This is a genomic window from Flammeovirga sp. AWQ4_249 (assembly GCF_056161045.1).
The window spans coordinates 1-21,810 of the sequence record NZ_JBSWYJ010000053.1; the positions used below are offsets into that span (position 1 = coordinate 1).

A 21,810-nucleotide genomic window follows, 5' to 3' on the forward strand; every position below is an offset into this window, starting at 1 on the left:
TGACAACATATCTCCAACATTGATTACAAGTTCTCCTTCACCAGCGATAGCATCGATCCACTCGCCATCATGATTCTGAACTTGAAGACCTTTACCTTCAGCACCCATTAAAAGAGTGATCAAGTTGATGTCACCATGTGCTGCAGCTCTTACTGCATCTTGTGGCTCAGACTCAATCGGTGGGTAGTGAATTGGTCTTAAGATAGAGTTACCATTTTTGATAAACTTATCAAAGTAAAGCTCATCTAAGTCTAAGAATAAAGATAAAGCTCTTAAAACATAAATACCTGTTTTTTCTAAAGCTTTGTAAGTTTCTTCACCAATTGTATTGAAACGAGGTAACTCGTCAACAATTACGTTATCAGGATATTGCTCTTCTAAAGCAGGGTTGTCTTCTACATACTGACCAAAGTGCCAGAATTCTTTAAGATCACCTTTTTTGAAACCTTTTGCTGTTTCTTTACCAAAAGAAACATAACCACGTTGGCCACCAATACCTTCGATTTCGTATTTCGATTTCGTTTCTACAGGAAGTTCGAAAAACTTCTTGATTTCACCGTAAAGCTCTTTTGTAAGCTCTTCGTTTAAGAAATGTCCTTTTAAAGACACAAAGCCGATATCCTCGTATGCTTTGCCAATTTCATTTACAAACTTATGCTTTCTTGATGGATCATCAGATAAAAAATCTGATAAATCTACGCTTGGTATATTTTGCATTTTACTACGTAATATTGAATGGTAATAGCCAAATGTATAAAAAACTTTGGGGAATTTAACTTTTCATTAAGACATCTTAGTAAATAATGATGGAAGTCATTTTATTTCAATTATCTAGAGATTTTATAGCTGTTCATTGTCTATCTTTTCATAAGATAATCTGGTAATGGAATATAGGTTGAATCATTTTTTACTTTAGGAAATTTTTTATCAATCCAATCTTGTTTCGCTTCCGCTAATCGATCTTTGCTATGGGAAACAAAATTCCATAACAGAAAGCGTTCTTCTGGTAAAGGTTCGCCTCCAAATAATAAAATTTGAGCATCTGCATTCAGTTCTATTTCACATTCATCATCCGTTTTACTAATCAGCATTTGCCCAGCATGTACTTCTTCTCCTTGACTTTTAATTGATCCTTTGACAATTACAAAAGCTACTTCACCTTTAATCTGATTTCGTAAATCTAATACAGCTTCTTTTTCAGTGTGAATATCGACCATAAAGAGTGGAGAAAATCCTTTCAATGGTGATTTTTTACCAAAAGCTTCACCTGCAACAACTTTAATGGTCAAATGATCATCTTTTATGACAGGTATTTCATTTTTAGGAATAAAATCAAACTTTGGCGTCATTTCTTCTAGTTCCTTTGGTAATGCCACCCAGATTTGATAACCATGCATAGTAAAAGATGCTCCATTTCTTTTCGTTGATGGAGTTCTTTCCGTATGTGTAACTCCACTTCCAGAAGTCATAAATCCTACATCACCAGCAGTAATAATTTTATGAGTACCAATACTGTCTTTATGTTCAATTTCTCCTTCAAATAAATACGTTAGTGTACTTAATCCAATATGTGGATGTTGATCTACGTCCATGTAATTTCCTTGACCAATTGTAGCAGGCCCCATATGGTCTATAAAAGTAAAAGGTCCAACTTGTCTTTTTTTGCGAAAAGGTAAAAGTCTACCGACCATAAAGTTGCCTAGATCAGTTTGACGTTCGTCTACGATTAATTTGTTATTGGCCATAAGGTGTTTTTATCAAAAATGAAAGATTAAAATGTTTTGTCTTTTTTAAAATTAAGGAAAAAATATAGTGTAAAATCATCTACGGTAATTTTTATTTTTCAATTTATAGTTCTAAAAATTGGATAAGATTTAAACAAGAAGAAGAAAATCTTAGGTTTACAAGAAAAGGAGATGCATTATATGTTATTGCTTTAGAAAAACCTACAGTTCCTTTTGTGGTTAAAATGAACAAAGAAGATGGTTTTGATACTTTACAATCTGTTGAATTATTAGGTGATAATGGGATTGTGAAATGGGAAAATACAGAGGATGGTTTAAAAATTTATCCCAACAAAAATATTAAGGGAGAACATGCTTGGGTTTATAAATTAAAAGCAAAAACACTCAATTAAGATATTCTTAATTATTGAAGAGACAAGAAGCCTTTCATTCATTTGAGGGGCTTTTTTCTTATAAAAGAAAGTAACTATTTTTCATTGAAGAATAAAATGAAATGTTTTACGTTAAAAAAATAATCACTTCATAAAGAGACACTTTAAACTTAGTGTTTTCATCCTACAAAGAGATGGCATGATAAATGAATTAGATATTTTGTTATTCCAAGACGAGAACTACACATATTTTTTAACGATATCATTTCCTTATTCCAATGAAAAAAGCATTATTCTTATTTTTCTTAATCATCACTAATAACTTATTCGCTCAATCAGAAACGACTTTTAACTCTGTAGATGAATTTAAAAAATCATTGAAGGCTAAAAGTATGGAAGAAGTGTACGCTTCAGCTATTCAATATTACGACCAAGAGAAATTAGAATATGCAATGGTAGGTTTTAATCATTGTATCAAAAATGATTTCAAAGTAGATACATGTTATTTCAAACTGGGAGTTTCATATCATTTAGAAGACAACTATGGGAAGAGTATTAAAATGTTAACGAAAGCAGCAGATGAAAACCCTTCTTACTTAGAAGCTTTTTTTAATATGGGGGCATATGCTTATGAAAATGGAGATTATGCTAAATCTGTAAAATGGTATAGAGAAGCCTATAATATTAATGATCAACATACAGATACAATTTATGGTCTTTCTTTAAGTTTGTATTCTAATGCACAAATGAAAGAAGCAAGAGCATTCATTGCAAAAGGGCTTTCTATTGATCCTGAGCATTTAGATTTAATTCGTATTTCTAACCTTTTGGGTAGTTTTTAATACAAAAATAGTGTTCATGCAAGGGAGAGTGAATTATACATTCATTTACTGCAAAAGAGATCGAAATAAATTAAACTTTGATTAAAAAGAATTAATATTGTAATTCAAGTATTAATCAATGATTTCTTTCTCAACATGTCTACAAAAACTTCAAAAAAAATATTCCAATTTACCTTACTACTAAGTACTGTTGTCTCTCTTTATTTTGTGCCTTGGCCCATTGTTATTGCATGGATAAAGCCTTTACCAAATACAGTTCAAGAACAAGTAAATAATGCAAAAAAGTATGGTTTTGATGGTATCATTGTTTATGTTGATAAAGGAAGTCAAAAAGGAACATGGTATACTGCAGGTTATCATAATAAAGAAACGAAAGTACCTACAAACCCAGAGTCTTTGTTTAAAATTGCAAGTGTCGGAAAACTTTACAACGCACTAGCAGTTGCCAAACTTGTGAGATCAGGAGTGTTATCTTTAGACCAAAATTTGGCGTTCTATTTACCTGATTTAAAAGGACGAATTGAAAATGCGGAAAAGATCACACTCAGAATGATCGTTCAACATCGAAGTGGAATTCCCAATTATACGGATACACCTGATTATTACATGACGATAAAAGAAACTCCTGAAGAAAATTTAGCTTTAATATTAGATCATCCGGCTAGCTTTAAACCTGACCAAGACTATGAATATTCAAACACAAATTATCTTCTATTGGAGATGATTATGAGTAAAAAACTAGGCTATTCTTCATCACAATATATCAAAGAGAAAATATTGATGCCAATGCAATTGAACGATACTTATACTTCACTTGATGAAGTAGATATGGATCGTGTGATGAGTGGTTATTATGTAGGTTATAAACCAGATTTAAAAACGGACAAAATTGGATCAATGCTGGCTACTGCAGAAGATTTAGGTAAATTTATCCGATATCTTAATGATGGATCAATTTTTACGGATGACAATGAACATGAGATATATTCTTCAATCTATAAATATGAACATACTGGATTGATTCCTGGCTATCAAACTATTGCGAAATACTATAAAGAATTAAATACAGTTGTGATTCAATTTACAAATACTGTTGATTTTGAAGGTTATCATTGGAATTTATCTGAGGTAATGTATGGAAGAATTGTAGATATTCTTGCTAAAGAGAATACTATTGAATCTAACTATCACCTGAGTGAGAATTAACTTTATAAAGAACGATACTATTTTTAAATATTTCTAAATAGTAAAATCAAAAATAATAGTGGAAATGGAATCTATTTGGGACACAAAGAAAAGTTATTACATTTGCACGCAATAGCTAACAGATAGTACTAAATAACTTCTACATCCATATATGATTTTAAATGTAAAGAGGAGTAAAAAACTACTCTCTCATAAATATGTTAAACCATTTTATCTTTTATCAGCATTCCTAATTTTTAGTAGTCATGATCTCTATATAAAAATGGAGACCTACTTTTTACAACCCAATCAGGAAGCTAAACTGAGTCTTTTTAACGGAACTTTTGAAGAAAGCGAAAATACGATTGCGAGAGATCGTATGTTGGATGCTTCTTTTGTGAAAAATGGAAAAAGAGTCAAAATCCAAGACAATGCCTGGTTAGATCAAGATAGTACAATCACACAGCTTTTATTTAACACGGGTGAGGAAGGAACTACAGTAATCGGTGTTTCAACAAAGGAAAAAACTTTTGAACAATCTGCAGCAAAGTTTAATAGCTATTTGAAGCATGATGGAGTATTAGATATGCTTGATAAACGATTTAATGAAAATACTTTACATGAAGATGCCATTGAAAGTTATCAAAAACATGTCAAAGCTATTTATCAAGTTGGTGAGAAAAAAACAGATGATTGGAAAGTAGTCTTAGGTTATCCAATTGAATTTATTCCTCAAGAAAACCCTTATGAAAAATACAGAGGAGAGACCATAGATATTTTACTCTTACTTGATGGAAAACCGTTAGTCAATCAATTGATATTTGCGAATGTAAAAGGAAAGGTACATTCACATTCTCATGGAAGTGAACACACACATACACATGGTCAAAAATTAAGAACGAATCAAGAGGGTATTGTCACCGTTGATCTTTCAGAAGATGGGGTCTATTATCTGAGATCAATCTATATGAAAGAAGTAAAAGGAGGGAGATTGTCACATGAATCAAAATGGGCAACACTTTCTTTTGAAGTGACACATAAACATGGCACAGAAACGCATATGCATGATCAAGAACATGATCATGAAGAAGGATTATCAACTTGGAAGTTTATTTTAGGCAGCGTTATTATTATCGGTATTTTATTTATCTTTTTTAAAAATAGAGATTAATCATGAAAGTAAGTTTAAAAAGAATCTTGTTCCTCTTATTTCTATTTTTACCAATAATAAGCTTTGCTCATGATGTCACAAGTGCAGATCAAGAGATATTAAGAAATGGTGGGTTATTCGCTTACATACAAGTGGGAGCTACTCATATGCTGACAGGGTATGATCATTTACTCTTTTTAGCAGGTGTTGTTTTCTACCTTAATGGTTTTAAAGATATCCTAAAATTCATCACTGCTTTTACAGTTGGACATTGTATCACTTTAATTGGAGCGACCTATGTTGGAATTACAGCTGATGAGCATTTGGTAGATGCCGTTATTGCTTTAAGTATACTGTATAAAGGATTTGAAAATCTAGGAGGGTTTAAAAAGTTAAATATTAAAGCACCTAACCTACTTTTGATGGTGGTGATCTTTGGATTGATTCACGGATTTGGCTTATCCACAAGATTACAATCTTTTGACAATGGAACTGAAGACCTATTAGCTAAAATCTTATGTTTCAATTTAGGAGTAGAAATAGGACAAGTTTTGGCATTAATCCCTATCGTCGCACTTATCTCTATTTCTAGAAAAAGCAAAGACTTCAAAGCTTTCTATAAAGCAGTTAATTGGTACCTAATCATAGCAGGAATAGGCCTTTTTATCTATCAAATGAAAGGGTGGTTTTTAAGTTAAAAATGAAAAGTGAACAATTAAAAACTAAGAATGTTGACCTCATTAAATTAAATAGGATTTAGTTTTAAAAACTCCCAAATGTAGAGGTGCTCTTTATAGCAACTCACGAACCATTTGTTAGGAATGAAAAGTGAACAATTAAAAACCTCAAATTACGTAACCCCATGAATTAATTCATGGACTAGAGGGTGGCTACTCTTCCAAAAAATGAGCAATAGAAAAATTGAAATCATACCTCATGTAGAGGCACGATTCATCGTGTCTCCAAACCACAAGAAAAAACAAAATGAAAGATATTCAAATGCGACCCACATTTAAATAAAAAGAAAATCATATATTTAATATTCAAAGCAACTTGAACGAACTTATCGAATGAAATTTATACTAACATTACTACCTTTTATTCTCTTCTCAATTGGATCAAATGATAAAGATACACTCCTTAGATATTTAACATCAAATGAACTTGTAAAATTGGAGAATAGTGTATTTTATTTTTCCTTACCGTTTGATTTACACTCTTTAGATTGCGGTGCTCCAGATTGTTATGTTACAAATGTTAGTTTTCAGATTGCTCAACAAAAACCTTTTCAATTTCCTAAAAACCTCTTAGTTAGTATAAAAGATGAAGGTTGTGTAGATGATTTACTAAATACCAATGTTGAATTTATATTAAAAGAACAATCAGAAAAAGGAGTGAATTACTATTCTTTTGAATTAAATAGTAATCTAATACTGACTTCAAATGATGGAATCTATTACTACCCTCATAATGAAAATACTACTATTACGATTAATGGATTGTTGAAGAAGTATGAAGATTTTTCATTTGAAGAAGAAGAGGCCATTGTCCCTTTCCAGATATCTCGCTTGGTTAGAAATAATTAATATGTATTACAATAAATAAAAGAATGGACGTAACAATTAAACCTATCAAAAATCCAATTGGATTGTACTTTTTTTGAAAAAATCGAGTCCACTTCAAATTGGCCTTATTATATATTTTTTGAAGAAACTTTTTAATCAATACGAGTTAGTTAGCTATCTTCCTGAGTTTGTTCTCGACATGGTAGGGATTTCTTCTATTGGTTTATTTTTCGCTTGGATTGGTCAAGATAAAGTGAATAAAATCATATATGACGATACGGAGGGTACTTTTACCTTTCACTATTCACGTTTTTTCTTTTCAAATGAATTTTATAAAGTTTCAAAAAGTCAAATGAAGATATTAAAATTTAATAAAGAAAAATCCATCATTGAGATTATAACCCCAAACATTAAATTCAATATCACAACAAAAAATAATGGATTCACTAGATAACAGATAGATCATATCATCAACTTAACTGAAAGTGTTGGTGTAAAGTCTCTTTAAAAGTATTCACTTCAAAAGAGAAAACTAACTCATAAATAGCCTCATGAGTTAGTTTTTCAAAATTATTAATTTGATATAAATCGATATAAGATTTTCTGTAATTCTAATACATCCACATCTCTACTGAATTTATATTTTTTAGGCAGAGCTTGACTAGAAATCCATAGTTTCAATTCACCATCCGCATCAAAATTTCCAGCTGTTTCTACCGAAAACATGACAATATTTTTGTAAGGAATACTCTTGTATTCTACTTTCTTACCTGAAATCCCTTGAATGTCTTGAATTACTAATCTTTTATTTGTGAAGATCCATTTATCTCTAAAAACCTTATAGGCTTTAACCATTTCTTCACCTTCAATTAGAATTTCAATAAATTCACCACCTAATTCATCTATTGTTAATTCAGAAGAATTCCCTAAAACATTAGAAAAAAATCCCATTATATATAATATTTATTTGTAGCATTCATTTAACGGATCTGATAGACCATTCCAAGAGTTCAACTCACCAAAACCCATTTGAAAAGGTTCAGAATTATCACTTTGAATAGTTGTCAATGTTTCATAGCAACTTTCACCTTCGAAAAGGAAACTATTTTCAGTAGTGATTGTAGTAAAATATAATGTGTAGCCAATTTCATCTTGTGTATACGTTCCAACAGTTGAAATCTTATTTATAATACTATTGTATTCTTGGCCTTCTATTGCATTAATTGCCTCATTTTCATTTGTGCGTGTATTTTTCATGATTGCATCAAATGTACCGTCAGAATGAAAATTCATTTCTTCATAAAAGTGTGATTGGACTCCCGAAGGTTCTTCAAACTTTTCGTAATAGGAATATAGAGCACTAAAGTCGGATAAATCTGTAGTATTCTCAATACATCCAGTAAATAAAATTGACAATGAGGCTAAAGCAAAAATGTTGAGTCTTAGTTTTTTTAAAAGCATAATAGAGCTTGTTAAGTTTACTTCATTAGTTTTTTATAAAGTTATACAAATTATAATGATTTTCAATGTAATGATTCATTAAAAATTAATTCAAAATATATATTAATGATTCTCGTTACTTATGTTACTTTTTACCAAAAATGTGACTATATTTGTAACATAAATATAAATAAGTAACATTTTTGAAAGCAAGAGATAAAATATTAAAAGCGGCAAAAGAACAGTTTTATGCCAATGGAATCAAGAAAGTAAACATAGGGGATATCTATGAGGCTGCAGGTGTTTCCAAGATGACTTTTTATCGTCAATTCAAAAATAAGGAAGACCTATTGATTCATATTCTCAGACGATTGTTTGAGGAGTCAATGGTAGAGTATAAAAAAATTACGGATCAAAATTTATCATTTAGAGAGACACTGACTCAATTGACTGAATTGAAAATCAAGTTCTCAACAGACATGAGTAAAAGCTTTATTGAAGAGTATTTTACAATGTTTAGAGAGAATGCTGAAGTGATGCAAGAGATGATGGAAATGCAAAAAGAAGGGCAATCTCTTTTTGTACAAGAAATCATGAAAGCAAGAGCAAATGGAGAGATAAGGCAAGATATAAGTATTGAATTCATCATGAAGTTATTGGATCACTTACAACTCCTAATGGATGACCCAAAATATATAGATGTATTTAGTTCTTCCGAAGAGATGATAAGGGAGACAACCAATTTCTTCTTCTTCGGAATTTACGGACCAGCCAAATAGGCGAATACAATGATACGATTACTACTAATAACATTCTTCTTATTTCCTACCTCAATTTTCGCACAATCTGAGTTAGATTTTAATGGTATGTTTATGGGATTTACGACTTACTCGCCAGAAGCAGATCAACTTAATTTGTGGAGTGGTGGACGTTATATTCCTGAACTTAAATTCGAACATAAATTTGATTCCCTAAGCTCATTTTCTGCATTTGCATCAGCCAATATTTATGGTTCCGTTCAATATGCCAATGGAACTCCAGTATGGGATGGTTCAGTGCTGCCTTATAGAGGCTGGGTGCGTTATGAATATGACAAAAGTGAAATTAGAGTAGGTCTGCAAAAGATTGATTTTGGATCATCTACATTATTAAGACCAATGCAATGGTTTAATCAAATTGACCCAAGAGATCCATTAGGTTTAACCAATGGTGTCTATGCTGCATTAGTAAGATATTACTTTAATAACAATGCAAATATATGGTTTTGGGCATTGTATGGAAACGAAGAACGAAGAGGGTATGATGCATTAGAAACGGTGAAAGATATTCCTGAATTAGGGGGAAGAGTTCAATTACCAACGCCAAAAGGGGAGATTGCTTTTTCTTATCATCATAGAGAAGCAGTATTAGATACTCGATGGGATGTAGACAATCCATTGTACATTGAAACTCCTGAAAATAGAATGGGTATTGATGGAAAATGGGATTTAGGTGTCGGTGTTTGGTTTGAAGGAACCTATACCAAAACGAAAGAGGATATCGGTATCCTCACCAATCAAACTTTATTTGATATTGGGATGGACTATACTTTACCTTTTGGAAGTGGGCTTAATGTAGTAGGTGAACATCTTTTTACTTGGTACGGAGAAGAGTTTGATCATGCAGAATACAAAGGTAATACTACAGCATTTTCATTAAACTACCCCATCAGTTTCTTTGATAATGTTTCTCTAATGATCTATAGAGATTGGACCAACAAGGAAAATGGATTTTACGTAATATACAATCACGATTTCAATATATGGACAGGTTATATCATGGTGTATTACAACCCTACAACAGATATATCCACGCCAATTGCCACAAATGACCTAAACCAATTTACGCCTGGCTTCGGGATCAGGTTAATGGCAGTATTAAACCATTAACGTAGGGGCGTATTGCATACTCCCATATACTTCACTAATAATTATTTCCAAGTGATGCAAACGCTTAACACTTGAAATATGAATAGAGACAACGACAAATACGAAACTATAGATATATGAACGCAAACAACATCATCGAAATCAAAAACGTAACAAAACGTTTTCCAGTAGGGGAAACAGAGTTTACGGCCCTTAGTAATATCAAACTTGATATTCAAAAAGGAGAATTTACAGGTCTTATTGGACCTAGTGGATCTGGAAAAACGACATTACTTAATTTAGTGGGTGCTTTGGATGAACCATCAGAAGGAGAGATCCTAATTAGCGGTAAAAGTGTTGCTGCTAAATCTGATGAAGAGTCGGCATTACTAAGAAATCAACACATTGGCTTTATTTTCCAAAGTTATAACCTCCTTCCTGTTTATACCATTTTTGAGAACGTTGAGTTCCCATTATTACTTCAAAAACAATCAAAAGCAGAAAGAAAAGCAGCAGTAATGCAAGCCTTAGAATGGGTGGGGTTAGCAGATATTGCCAATAAAAAACCTTCTCAAATTTCTGGTGGACAAGCTCAGCGAGTAGCAATAGCAAGATCAATTGTCAAAAAGCCAGACATTGTATTAGCTGATGAACCAACTGCTAACCTAGATTCTGCCAATGCTTATAAAGTAATGGATATCTTGAAAAAGCTGAACGAAGAATTGGGAATAACATTTATCTTCTCGTCACATGATAGTAAAGTGATTGAATACTTGAAAAGAGTAATCTCTTTAGAGGATGGTAAAGTAAAGAAAGACGAAACGAAATAAGGAAATGAATACACTATATAACATAGGGTTGAGTTTTCGATTGGCTTTCAGAAACATCATCAGTTCTGGACTGAGAACTTGGCTTACCATCATTACATTGGCAGCCGCTTTTATAATGATCTTATTCTTCAACAGTATGTATGCTGGTTGGGAATATCAAGGAATTAGAGATCAGGTAGCTTGGGAATTTGCACAAGGGCATGTTACCCACCCTGAATATGATAAACTCGATCCATTTACGATAGAAAGTGGGCAGGGGGTGTATGAAAAAGACAAGCATCTAACACCTGTATTAATCCGTCAAGCAAATATTTATCCTCAAGGAAGAATGGTGCCGATTATGTTGAAAGGCATTCCAGCTGACCAAGATGTTATTACCTTACCAACGAACCTTCTAAAAGAAAGTAAAGCTAATATTCCTGTAATTATCGGTCAAGCAATGGCAGACAACAATCACTTTAAAGTTGGGGATGAAATCTTGATGCGTTGGAAAGATAAAAACGGCACTTTCGATGCGCAAAAAATTACAATTGCAGGGATTTTTGATACAAATGTTCCTACCGTAGATGCAGGGCAAATTTGGATGGATTTAGATCGATTAGGAGAATTGACAGGTTTAACTGATAATGCAACTTATCTTTTAGCAGATGAGCAATACAATCAGTCTACCAATAAAACGTGGACTTATGAAAATAAGGAGCAATTGCTTGCGGAGTTTTACAATTTGATTGAGATGAAAAAAGGAGGATCATCATTCCTTTATGGTATCTTAATGATGATTGCCTTGATCGCCATTTTCGATTCTCAAGTATTCTCAGTATTCAAACGACAAAAGGAAATCGGAACATACATCGCTTTAGGTTTCACCAAGAAAAGAGTGACTTTCTTATTCACTTTAGAAGGAACAATGTATGCTATTATTGCTTCCATTGTAGGCTCAATTATCGCTTTTCCATTGATCGGATGGCTAAGTGAGGTGGGGATTCCAATGAGTTCTAACATTGAACAATCTAGAGAAATGGGGATTACCATTGGAGAATACATTTATCCTTTATTGACACCGGCACTGTTTACCAAGACAGTATTTTGGGTAGTAACACTTTCTGCAATCATCAGTTACTTACCTGTTCGTAAGATTGCTAAAATGAATACAGTAGACGCGCTTAAAGGAAAGAAATAATGTTTGAATTTTTATTTAAAGGTCTAATTAGAGACAAAAGTAGAAGTTTACTTCCTGTTATTATAGTAAGCTTAGGAGTTTCATTGACTGTATTCTTTGTGGGGTACATGAAAGGAGCAATGGGTGATATCGTTGATCAAAATGCTCGTTTTGGTACGGGACATATGAAAGTGATGACGAGAGAATATGTGAAAAATATTGCTCAAAAACCGTTGGACTTATCCATTTTAGAAGCGGGAGATGTTATTGCCGATTTAAATCAGAAATATCCTGATGTAGACTGGGTAAGACGTTTCAATTTCGGTGGTATTTTGGATGTGCCAGATGAAAATGGACAAACAAAAACACAAGGTATTGCAGGAGGTATTGCTTTTGATATGACGCCTGGTAATGCAGACTTGGAACGTATGAATATCTCTGAAAATATTTTAGAAGGTCGTTTACCTAATAGTCCTTTTGAGATGCTTTTGGGGAAAGGATTAGCCAAACGTATGGGCGTGAAAGTTGGAGATACAGTAACTTATTTTGGCTCAACCATGGATGGAAGTATGTCTTTTCAAAACTTCACGTACGTAGGATCTGTTGAATTTGGAATGTCATTAATGGATGATCGTACTTTTATCATTGGAATAAAGGATGCGGAAAGTATTTTAGATATGGCTGATGCCGCACAAGAGATTTACGGATTCCTTCCAAACGGTGTTTATGATGAAGATAAAATTGAAGAAATCAAAACTTCTTATAATGCATCATTTGCCAATGATAAAGACGAATATGCTCCTCAAATGTTGGCATTAAGAGATCAAAATGGATTAAGAAGCATGTTGGATATTGCCAATAGTATGAGTTCAATTTTCAGTATCTTCTTTATCATCGCCATGTCAATCGTACTTTGGAATACAGGCCTTCTAGGAGGCTTAAGAAGATATACTGAGTTTGGTATTCGTATCGCTATGGGTGAATCTAAACGAGCAATTTATAAGACCTTATTGATGGAATCTGTAATAGTAGGTGTCATTGGTTCTATTCTAGGGACGATCTTAGGGGTGATCATGACGTACTATTTACAAGAAGTAGGTTTGGATATGACCGATATGTTGGGGAAAAGTAATGTGATGATCTCTAATGTGATTAGAGCTCAAGTTACACCCTCTCAATTCTACATAGGTTTCTTTCCTGGGGTGATTGCCACTTTCTTTGGCGCCTTATTATCGGGTAGAGGAATCTTCAAACGTCACACCTCAGAATTATTTAATGAATTAGGAGTTTAAGTTAAAGAATACAATGTTTCAAGTGTTAAGCGAGAGCGTCACTTGGAAGTCATTATTGGTGAAGTCTCCTGACTTCGATAAAAAGTTTAATACATTTCAAAATCGGGAAACTTCGCCAGTTATCAATCACATGTGTCGCTTATCGGCTTAACACTTACGATATAAAATGAACATAATATAAAATCTATGAAAAAAATATTTACACTAGCATTAATGCTGATCACAAGCTTCACATATGCACAAGATCCAGTAGCAATGCTAAAGAAGATTGATGAAAATATGTATTCCAATACAAAAATCTCAAAAACAAAGATGATTGTATATGGAAAAAGAAAGAATAAAGAAATTGTAATGGATGCCTATTCAAGAGGAACAGATGATTCCTTTTCAGAATACCTTTCTCCTGCAAGAGAAAAAGGAACGAAGATGTTGAAATTGGATGATAAACTTTGGATTTACTCACCCTCTTCAGACCGTACAATTCAGATCTCAGGGCATATGCTAAGACAATCTGTAAATGGTTCAGATATGTCGTATGAAGATATGATGCAAGAACGCAAGTTGGTCGATATGTATACGCCTAAAATTGTAGGTGAAGAGGAGATGAATGGTGAAGATTGCTATATCATGGAGTTGGAAGCTAAGGTCAATGATATCGCTTATCCAAAATTAAAAATGTGGATTGAGAAGAAGCATTTTGTACCAATGCGTCAAGATATGTTTGCGAAAAGTGGTCAAATGTTGAAGACCGTAAATATGGAAGATATTCGTCTAGTAAATGGGAGATATTATCCTTTCAAAATGAATTATAAAGACGTTTTAAAAGACGGTAAAGGAACGGATTTTATTGTGCTTGAAATGCAAGATAATGTACCAATTTCTGATAACGTTTTTAATAAAGCGAACTTGAAGAAATAAAAAACAAGGTTATTAGATAAGTTAAAGAAGGGGGATTTTTGTCCTCCTTTTTTCTTTGAAATGAAAACGGGAGAACATTACACCATGTACTCCCATTTTTTTATTGCTCAATATCATTTTTAACTAAAACCAAAGTTAGTTTATTAAAATTGGCTGCTGAATTAATTACTTTTCTAAATTCAGGATATTTTTCTTTTGGAAAATGAAGAGTCTTATAAACCTTATTGACAGTAATCGTAACTGAGGATGCATTTTTTGTATAATTAGATTTGAAAAATGCGAGTGCTTCATTATTGATCACAAGTTCATTATCTATTTTAATATTTTCTAAACCTTCTAGCTTATAGCCTTTCGGAATATTAATCGTTATAGTATGATTATAATTTGTGATTGTTGAAGATGTAATATCATGTTGCCTTTCCTTTTCTTGATATAGCTCCGATTGTTTTCCAATTATTTTACCAACAGAAATTAAGTATTCATTACCTGCCTTTTCGACTAGTTCAGGTGTCGTAAAGTTTACTTTCATTCTATAATAATTTTCAGGGTTAGATGATAATTCTATATTTTCACCTTCCTTTTGAAAATCTTTTAGATTGTAGTTTTTATAAGAAGTCATGATAGTGTTCTTAATAAAATCTTCTTCGAATCCTTTCTCATTATTTTCTTTAAATGCAGACCTATAAGCAAAAGCTCTATAACCTTGACAAAAATCTTCAAGTGATACATTAGGTAAAGCTAAATTATCTGAAAAGTCAATTGTTGCATTCACACCCACTTTATTTACTTCATAACTCAACCCTTCTATTTTTTTAAATTTATCAGTAGATTTTTTTAGTTTATTATTTTCAATATAGTATGAAATAAAGAATGCTTTAGTGTCTATTAAACCTGTATGAACACCTCCATACCTCATGTGATAATGTTCTGGTAACAAGTATTTATCGTATTTAGGGAAATATATGAATACTTCATTGATTTTTACTGGATTAGCGAAATCATTTTCAAGGTGACCATCCATTCTATTACAACCTACTACTATAGTATTGTCTATTTCTAAAGCATCAAGACAGTAAATATAAAGTCGCATTAAACCTGTTGCGTTACCGAAACCTCCTTTTACGATTTCTTTTGGTGAACCAAGGAATTTGTCATATCTCTTTTCTAGACGAATAGTAGATTTAATTTTATTTTCTAGAGCAATAATTTTTTCTTCATCTGAGATCCTTTGATTTTTAATATCCTTTACAAATTTTGCTGCAACACCTGCAGCTTTTGTATCAGAATAGTTGATCATCATTTGTTTAAAGATATTATACCATGAAAACATATTAAGATAACGACCATTACTATGGACTTTATATTCAAAACGAAGTTTTAATGGATCCTTTAAGGCGTATTCCTCTTCGACAAAGGCAGGGATATTTTTTTGATGGACAATTAAACAATTTTTTTTGCCTATCCTTTGTACAGTAGGCTTTTCTAAATTATTGTAAGTCTTGTATTTTAATATCCAATTATCAGGATAATACACTTGAACTAATCCATCTAAAATGGGGTCATCAGTCTGTAAAGTTTCAATACCAAAAAAGCGAATAGGAAGTTTAAGTGTATAACAATATTCAGCTTCTCCTCCCACTTCTAAACCTTCCATTGCAAATATTTTTACATTACTAATCCCTTTTACATTCTCTAGTTCTTTAATATTATCACGTTGAATAGTTGTCACTTTTCCATCGGCAGATATAGAGCGAACTTTCAAGTCAACAATTTCTGAACCTCCTTGCATTGGGATATATATTTTATTGTATTTTTCTATACCTGCATCACTATTGACATGTATAATATTATGAATAGTTTTATAAGTATTTAACTCACCACGACTCTCATAATATTCACTAAATGTATAATCCTTTACAATTACAGCTGAATGTTCTTTAATTAAGCTTTCATCAATCGTATGAAGAGATGGGTTTTCATCCCAAACATAATTTTTATATACTAAATCTTGAGCATACAGGATACCCGAGAATAAGAAGAGTACAGAGAATAAGAAATTTGCTTTTTTCATTTTATTGTAGATTAGTTTTTTTCAGTATAATATTTTCTTGATTGATTTCAGATACTTTTTGGATGAAGGTATTCCAAGTAGTAAAATCTTCTTTTTGAATCAGTAACACATTTGATGTAAATACTTTATCAAAATAAATAATATTGTTTTCTTGACGATATACAGCTTTAATTTCACCTAGTTCGTTTTTAATGGATTGATTAGGTGGTAAATAGCTTACTTCCATTCCTTTTGGAATAATAAACTCTATATGAGATTCAATTGTTTTCTTAAACTCTTTCTCGTAAGGATATAAACGATTAATTTCATCCAACCTTTCACCTAATTCTATTTTTTGAAGATTTAAATTCACATAATATTTTTGTCCTACATTTCTAGCATAATTAGGCATTTTAAAATGAGTGTTTAATGTATCTAATGTTTTACTATGATCAGCTTCTTGGAGTACGATATTATTTTCACCAATATTCAGGAAATCTCTTAATGCTTCATGGTCATTCTGTATTTCTCCTTTATATTGACTGACTTTATAATCTTCTTTAGCATACCCACTCAATTGCACAGAAATTGATCCTTCTATATCCATATCTACTAATTGGCATCTAACAGTATCTAACCTCCTGTTTTTAATAGCACTTACTTCAGGTACTTTTAAAATTGTAAAAGTCGTAGCATCACCAGCTATCAAAGCCTCTTTTCCTTGAATCATACTTGTCGGCGTACCGAAATCAGAGAATGGATTTGTAGCATCTAAAAACAAAGTAGTATCAGCTTCAGTTAATGCACAAATCATATGATTATCAGTAATCGTAGTAGGAAGTTCATGATAAGAATAAGGTTTTCCTCTAGTACCAATCCAAGTCAAATGAGCATCATAACCAAGCACTGAATAGAATGAATAAAGTAGGTTGGCCATATCTTTACAATCTCCATAACGTTTATGGATGACATCGCAGGCACTTCTAGGAATAAAACCGGCCATTCCATTTTCAAAAGCAATGTATTTGATATTCTTTTGCACCCATTTAAAAACGGCTTGCTTCTTCTGAGTATCAGACATTTTATCATTTACAATTTCTTCTAATTGAGCTTCTAAGATATCTTTTTCACAAGGAGTAATTTTGTTGACCAAGCTATTGTACCAGTTATAAAGACTATTGACATCTTCAGAAACTTTAATTGTTTTGCCATTTTTTTCGTAAGAATCAATCATCACAACAATATGGGGAGCTGTATACGATCTTGAAGGAGCATTCTTTTCAAATTTATAAGCAGGTATATTTTCCATAGACCACTGATAGGTTGTCATCCCATTTTCTTTTGAGGTCGTCATTCTTATTTCATCAGTCCCCTCACCAAAAAGCAAATAACGGACTTTCACATTTTCAGAAAAAGACACACTAAAAGATGCTTTTTCAGTAGGAGCATTTGATTGGAAATAAAAAGGATTTAGAAAATGAGGATCATTTATCTTTCTTATATATGAAAGGTAACCAATACTATTATCAGTAACTTGTGGGTAGGTAAATGTTATGTATCGCAGTCCACTAAAAAAAATCCCTTTTTCTAGTACATCTCTAGTTTCAAAATCAGAAGCATCTTCTTTTTTAAACTTTTTCTTAAAAGGGTATTTCGTATAGGCTTGAATAGCATTGATTCCTTCAAATTCTGAGAAATAAATACGTTCCTCAGTATTAGATTTAAAATTTTTGATAAACCTTTTCTCTGAAGATACCTTTTCAAAAATCTCTAGTTTACCATCTATATTTTTGATGGATAGGTGAGATGCTTTTAGTTTATTTTTTACATCAGGTATTCTATCATTACCTAGGGTATAGTTTGTTTGAAATAGCAAATATGCTAAAATCAAAAGGTAAGTTTGTTTCATTAGTCTGCTTTTAAGTAATCTTTGGATGGATAGTCAACTCTACATTTACTAGATAATTAACATAGATGAAGAGTCATTCAAATACAGTTTATAAAATCTCAATTGCATTTAAAAATATTTACAAATACAAAATATATTTCTGTACAAAAACTGATATTTCTTTCTTGAAATCTATGACTTTATTCAACCATCTTTATAGATAAAGTAATCAGGTTGCTTTTATTTACATTTGTTAAGTATAAAACAATCGAAAGTACAATATTAATGTACCTTTTCTTTCAAATGTACTCTTAATGTACAATTCTCGTGTACTACCTTTGTAAAAGCAAATTAAGTTATTTTTTCTATTTATTAATCAAACTATCGAAATGAAACGTTTTACTCAAAAAATGAGTATGATTGTCATGTGTGTGGCTATGACAATGATTTCTTCGACTGTTGTATTCGGCCAAAACAAAATTACGGGTAACGTAAAGGAGGCAACATCGAATACAATTATCGAATACGCAACTGTAGCTCTTTATAATCAATCAGACAACAGCCTTGTGACAGGTGTTGTAACAGATGCTGAAGGTCAATTTACTTTAGCAAAACTAAAAAAAGGTAATTATAAGTTAACCGTTGCTTTCATGGGCTTCGAAACTTATACACAAGAGAATGTAAACTTAAAAGGAGGAACATTAAATCTTGGTACAATCGCCTTAAAAGAAGACAACCAAATGCTTCAAGAAATTGAAGTTAAAGGTGAACAGTTGACCACTGTAACAAAAGTAGATCGTCAAGTTTTTGATGCTACTAAATTTGAAAATGCAGCAGGTGGTACTGCAACTGATGTATTGAAAAATATGCCGTCAGTAAGTATCAATGCAGAAGGTTCATTAGCAGTTCGTGGTTCTACTGGTTTTGTTGTATTATTAAATGGTAAGCCAATCCAAACGGATGCAGCAACAATATTAAATCAACTTCCAGCCAACTCAATCAAAAATGTAGAGGTAATCACAGCTCCATCAGCAAAGTACGATTCTGAAGGTAAAGCAGGTATTATCAACATCATTACAACTAAGGGATCATCTGAAGGTATTTACACTCAAGTAAATGTAAGAGGCGGTCTTCCTGCGATTGAGAATTATGACAACCATGATAATCCATTACGTTATGGTGCAGACTTTACGGTAGCTCAACAATTGGAAAAATTCAATTGGGCTGTGGGTGCATCATACCAAAGAAATGACAAATCAGGTCGTCGTGAAGGTGATGTTTGGACAAAAATGGGAGATGATCCAACTTTCTATTTCCCTTCTGATGGTGAACGTTCTTATGTTGAAGAAAACTATTCAGCAAACGTTTCATTAGGTTTTAATCCTAGTGAAAACAACAGCTTTAATTTCTCAGCAGTAGGTGGTATCAGAGACAAGACTCGTCTTGCGGATATCTATTACAATGATAATCATTTCGAAGGTGGTGAGTCTTTTGATTACTACAACCACAACTCAAGAAACAGACAATCTGATTTCTTTATCTCTAGTATTGATTGGACACATACATTTGAAAACCAATCACAACTAAAAGCTTCAGCGTTATATGAGTACTCTTTATTAGGAGGTCCAACATATAATGATAACCAAGCGAATGATTTTGATACTCCTTCTGATGAACAGTTTTACTATCTAAGAGAGAGAAACACAAACGAAAATCCATTAAATGGTTTCCGTGCAAATATCGATTATAGTTTCAAACCAATGAAGTTTGGACAAATCGAAGTAGGTTATCAATATAGAACTTTAGATCATCAAGGTGATTTCTTGTACGAAAGAGAAGTTTTAGCGGATGGTAGACCAACAGGGGAGTGGGAAGTAGTAGATAATTACTCTTCAAACTTAAACTTAACAAGAGATATTCACTCAGCGTATGCTCAAATTGCTGGTTCTAAAGGAGCTTGGACTTATGGTGCAGGTGTTAGAGCTGAATACATGGATCGTCAAGTTGACTTCCTTGGTTATGAAAACGGTGTAATCATGGATGAATCTAAAAGAGAAGTAAACAATTACGATTATTTCAAATTATTCCCTTCAGCTAATCTACAGTACGAAGTGAATGATAACTTAAGATTAAAAACAGCTTACTCTAAGCGTGTAGAGAGAACAACGACTTTCAAAATGAATCCATTCAAAGAGAAAGAACACTCTGAAACATTAGAGCAAGGTGATGCAGATCTAGAGCCAGAATTTATTGATTTAGTTGAATTAGGTGCAGTACAAGACTTTGGAGATAATTCTGTTTTCATTACGGGTTACTTCAGAAATACACAAAACTTAATCAACCGTACCAATACAATTGATTCTGATTCAGTATTGAACCGTGTGTATACAAATGTAGGTACTTCACAAGTATTTGGTATTGAAATGGGTACTTCATTACAATTGACGGACTGGTGGAACTTCTATGTAGGTGGTAACGTGTATCATCAACATATCTTTGGTGAGTTTGATTATGAAGATACTGACAACAATTGGGTAGTAACAATTCCTGTAGATACAAAAGCTTGGCAGTACAACTTTAATATCAATACTACATTCAAAATCACACCAACATTGTCAACGAACTTCTCCTTCAACTATCTGTCTGAGAGAGTAACTGCTCAAGGTGAAGATTCTAGATTCTATAGCCCTAACTTATCGGTGAAGAAAACATTCATGGATGATCGTTTAGCTGTAACTGTTCAGTGGTTAAATATGGATATGGGATTATTGAATACTAACGAACAACGTATCACTACTTCTGGTGACTATGTAGTTGAATTACCAGATGGGACTATGCAACAGCAACAATTCTATACAACGACAAATTATGTATATGAAGTAGATCAAATCATGATCAACGTAACATACAACTTCAATAACTTGAAGAACAAGTCGAAGAAAGTTAAGTCTGAATTTGGTTCAAAAGAATTCTAAGATTCTTGAATTAGAATAAGATTAGATATACATATAAGGCAGGTTTATGAAATGTAAACCTGCCTTTTTCTTTTTGTATATTCTCTAGATTTATAGGGTTACCTAAAGAAAACGTTATACAATTCAAGTAATTACTTGCAATTTGATTAACATTTATTTAAAAACTACCCTAAGGGGTAGTACAAGCAACGGTTTTCTTAGCTATCTTTGATAATAAGAAGGATAGGAACTTTGTTCTTATTCATCTCATTGTTGAAATTTATTTAAAGTACACTAAGCATTTAAGCACTTTATTGATCGCTGAGATTCTTTACCTTTCCAGCATGGTGATCGATAAAGTGCTCTTTTATTTTCCCATAAATAGTCATTCCGACTTTCCACTTAATTCTAGATTAATTCCTTTTTTAATGATATAAAATCATTAACAGTATATATTGCTTGATATTAAACTAAATTATCCATTTTGTGGTATATATATTTGAATTTAGATGAT

Annotated in this window: 19 protein-coding genes; 13 read left to right on the forward strand and 6 right to left on the reverse strand. The window is 32.3% G+C overall.

Annotated features, from left to right (window positions below; translation table 11 throughout):
• Positions 1 to 717 (reverse strand): isopenicillin N synthase family dioxygenase (locus ACXAHM_RS23275; protein ID WP_474965634.1); only part of this gene is annotated, 717 nt, incomplete at its 3' end.
• A gap of 140 nt (positions 718 to 857) precedes the next feature.
• Positions 858 to 1,745, reverse strand: coding sequence for a pirin family protein (locus tag ACXAHM_RS23280; protein ID WP_474965636.1), 888 nt, complete (start codon positions 1,743 to 1,745; stop codon positions 858 to 860).
• A 122-nt stretch (positions 1,746 to 1,867) separates the two neighbouring features.
• On the opposite strand from ACXAHM_RS23280, the gene ACXAHM_RS23285 reads away from it, so the two are divergent.
• The 6 genes from ACXAHM_RS23285 (at position 1,868) to ACXAHM_RS23310 (ending at position 6,879) form a co-directional block, all read left to right on the forward strand.
• A complete protein-coding gene (locus ACXAHM_RS23285) occupies positions 1,868 to 2,137 on the forward strand; it encodes an alpha-L-fucosidase C-terminal domain-containing protein (RefSeq protein ID WP_474965697.1) in 270 nt (89 codons plus the stop codon).
• Positions 2,138 to 2,394: 257 nt separating this feature from the next.
• Positions 2,395 to 2,958: a tetratricopeptide repeat protein gene (locus ACXAHM_RS23290; RefSeq protein ID WP_474965639.1), complete on the forward strand. Its 564-nt coding sequence runs from the start codon at positions 2,395 to 2,397 to the stop codon at positions 2,956 to 2,958.
• A gap of 135 nt (positions 2,959 to 3,093) precedes the next feature.
• Positions 3,094 to 4,164 carry a serine hydrolase domain-containing protein gene (locus tag ACXAHM_RS23295; RefSeq protein WP_474965642.1) on the forward strand — a complete coding sequence of 357 codons (1,071 nt, stop codon included), beginning with the start codon at positions 3,094 to 3,096 and terminating at the stop codon, positions 4,162 to 4,164.
• 232 nt (positions 4,165 to 4,396) lie between these two features.
• On the forward strand, positions 4,397 to 5,314 hold the full coding sequence (locus ACXAHM_RS23300) for a DUF4198 domain-containing protein (RefSeq protein ID WP_474965699.1): 918 nt from the start codon (positions 4,397 to 4,399) through the stop codon (positions 5,312 to 5,314).
• 2 nt (positions 5,315 to 5,316) lie between these two features.
• A complete protein-coding gene (locus ACXAHM_RS23305; RefSeq protein WP_474965644.1) occupies positions 5,317 to 5,991 on the forward strand; it encodes a HupE/UreJ family protein in 675 nt (224 codons plus the stop codon).
• 372 nt (positions 5,992 to 6,363) lie between these two features.
• Positions 6,364 to 6,879 carry a hypothetical protein gene (locus tag ACXAHM_RS23310; protein ID WP_474965646.1) on the forward strand — a complete coding sequence of 172 codons (516 nt, stop codon included), beginning with the start codon at positions 6,364 to 6,366 and terminating at the stop codon, positions 6,877 to 6,879.
• A 552-nt stretch (positions 6,880 to 7,431) separates the two neighbouring features.
• On the opposite strand, the gene ACXAHM_RS23315 is transcribed toward ACXAHM_RS23310, so the two are convergent.
• Together ACXAHM_RS23315 and ACXAHM_RS23320 are read right to left on the reverse strand one after the other, a co-directional pair.
• Complete coding sequence (locus ACXAHM_RS23315) at positions 7,432 to 7,809, reverse strand: PH domain-containing protein (protein ID WP_474965648.1); 378 nt, start codon at positions 7,807 to 7,809, stop codon at positions 7,432 to 7,434.
• 12 nt (positions 7,810 to 7,821) lie between these two features.
• Positions 7,822 to 8,319: a hypothetical protein gene (locus ACXAHM_RS23320; RefSeq protein WP_474965650.1), complete on the reverse strand. Its 498-nt coding sequence runs from the start codon at positions 8,317 to 8,319 to the stop codon at positions 7,822 to 7,824.
• 182 nt (positions 8,320 to 8,501) lie between these two features.
• Between ACXAHM_RS23320 and ACXAHM_RS23325 the strand changes: the two genes are divergently transcribed.
• The 6 genes from ACXAHM_RS23325 (at position 8,502) to ACXAHM_RS23350 (ending at position 14,404) form a co-directional block, all read left to right on the forward strand.
• A complete protein-coding gene (locus ACXAHM_RS23325; protein ID WP_474965652.1) occupies positions 8,502 to 9,077 on the forward strand; it encodes a TetR/AcrR family transcriptional regulator in 576 nt (191 codons plus the stop codon).
• Between the two features lie 9 nt (positions 9,078 to 9,086).
• A complete protein-coding gene (locus ACXAHM_RS23330; protein ID WP_474965655.1) occupies positions 9,087 to 10,226 on the forward strand; it encodes a hypothetical protein in 1,140 nt (379 codons plus the stop codon).
• A 116-nt stretch (positions 10,227 to 10,342) separates the two neighbouring features.
• Positions 10,343 to 11,035: an ABC transporter ATP-binding protein gene (locus ACXAHM_RS23335; protein ID WP_474965659.1), complete on the forward strand. Its 693-nt coding sequence runs from the start codon at positions 10,343 to 10,345 to the stop codon at positions 11,033 to 11,035.
• A gap of 4 nt (positions 11,036 to 11,039) precedes the next feature.
• Complete coding sequence (locus ACXAHM_RS23340) at positions 11,040 to 12,215, forward strand: ABC transporter permease (protein WP_474965662.1); 1,176 nt, start codon at positions 11,040 to 11,042, stop codon at positions 12,213 to 12,215.
• The gene (locus ACXAHM_RS23345) at positions 12,215 to 13,486 is read left to right on the forward strand and encodes an ABC transporter permease (protein ID WP_474965665.1); all 1,272 of its coding nucleotides are present in this window, start codon (positions 12,215 to 12,217) and stop codon (positions 13,484 to 13,486) included. The genes ACXAHM_RS23340 and ACXAHM_RS23345 overlap by 1 nt, the downstream gene beginning before the upstream one ends.
• Before the next feature lie 186 nt (positions 13,487 to 13,672).
• On the forward strand, positions 13,673 to 14,404 hold the full coding sequence (locus ACXAHM_RS23350) for an outer membrane lipoprotein-sorting protein (RefSeq protein ID WP_474965667.1): 732 nt from the start codon (positions 13,673 to 13,675) through the stop codon (positions 14,402 to 14,404).
• Positions 14,405 to 14,504: 100 nt separating this feature from the next.
• On the opposite strand, the gene ACXAHM_RS23355 is transcribed toward ACXAHM_RS23350, so the two are convergent.
• Entirely contained in the window at positions 14,505 to 16,475 is a 1,971-nt protein-coding gene (locus ACXAHM_RS23355) for a DUF3857 domain-containing protein (protein ID WP_474965669.1), read from the reverse strand.
• Position 16,476: 1 nt separating this feature from the next.
• Positions 16,477 to 18,363, reverse strand: a complete 1,887-nt coding sequence (locus tag ACXAHM_RS23360) for a DUF3857 domain-containing protein (protein ID WP_474965671.1) — start codon at positions 18,361 to 18,363, stop codon at positions 16,477 to 16,479.
• Positions 18,364 to 18,731: 368 nt separating this feature from the next.
• On the opposite strand from ACXAHM_RS23360, the gene ACXAHM_RS23365 reads away from it, so the two are divergent.
• Entirely contained in the window at positions 18,732 to 21,317 is a 2,586-nt protein-coding gene (locus ACXAHM_RS23365) for a TonB-dependent receptor (protein WP_474965673.1), read from the forward strand.
• Positions 21,318 to 21,810: the final 493 nt, after the last annotated feature.

Coding starts and splice junctions, on each gene's coding strand:
- ACXAHM_RS23365 (WP_474965673.1), top strand. CDS start 18,732: ATGAAACGTTTTACTCAAAAAATGAGTATGATTGTCATGTGTGTGGCT.
- ACXAHM_RS23315 (WP_474965648.1), bottom strand. CDS start 7,809: ATGGGATTTTTTTCTAATGTTTTAGGGAATTCTTCTGAATTAACAATA.
- ACXAHM_RS23280 (WP_474965636.1), bottom strand. CDS start 1,745: ATGGCCAATAACAAATTAATCGTAGACGAACGTCAAACTGATCTAGGC.
- ACXAHM_RS23305 (WP_474965644.1), top strand. CDS start 5,317: ATGAAAGTAAGTTTAAAAAGAATCTTGTTCCTCTTATTTCTATTTTTA.
- ACXAHM_RS23335 (WP_474965659.1), top strand. CDS start 10,343: ATGAACGCAAACAACATCATCGAAATCAAAAACGTAACAAAACGTTTT.
- ACXAHM_RS23290 (WP_474965639.1), top strand. CDS start 2,395: ATGAAAAAAGCATTATTCTTATTTTTCTTAATCATCACTAATAACTTA.
- ACXAHM_RS23355 (WP_474965669.1), bottom strand. CDS start 16,475: ATGAAAAAAGCAAATTTCTTATTCTCTGTACTCTTCTTATTCTCGGGT.
- ACXAHM_RS23330 (WP_474965655.1), top strand. CDS start 9,087: ATGATACGATTACTACTAATAACATTCTTCTTATTTCCTACCTCAATT.
- ACXAHM_RS23360 (WP_474965671.1), bottom strand. CDS start 18,363: ATGAAACAAACTTACCTTTTGATTTTAGCATATTTGCTATTTCAAACA.
- ACXAHM_RS23345 (WP_474965665.1), top strand. CDS start 12,215: ATGTTTGAATTTTTATTTAAAGGTCTAATTAGAGACAAAAGTAGAAGT.
- ACXAHM_RS23320 (WP_474965650.1), bottom strand. CDS start 8,319: ATGCTTTTAAAAAAACTAAGACTCAACATTTTTGCTTTAGCCTCATTG.
- ACXAHM_RS23310 (WP_474965646.1), top strand. CDS start 6,364: ATGAAATTTATACTAACATTACTACCTTTTATTCTCTTCTCAATTGGA.
- ACXAHM_RS23295 (WP_474965642.1), top strand. CDS start 3,094: ATGTCTACAAAAACTTCAAAAAAAATATTCCAATTTACCTTACTACTA.
- ACXAHM_RS23350 (WP_474965667.1), top strand. CDS start 13,673: ATGAAAAAAATATTTACACTAGCATTAATGCTGATCACAAGCTTCACA.
- ACXAHM_RS23340 (WP_474965662.1), top strand. CDS start 11,040: ATGAATACACTATATAACATAGGGTTGAGTTTTCGATTGGCTTTCAGA.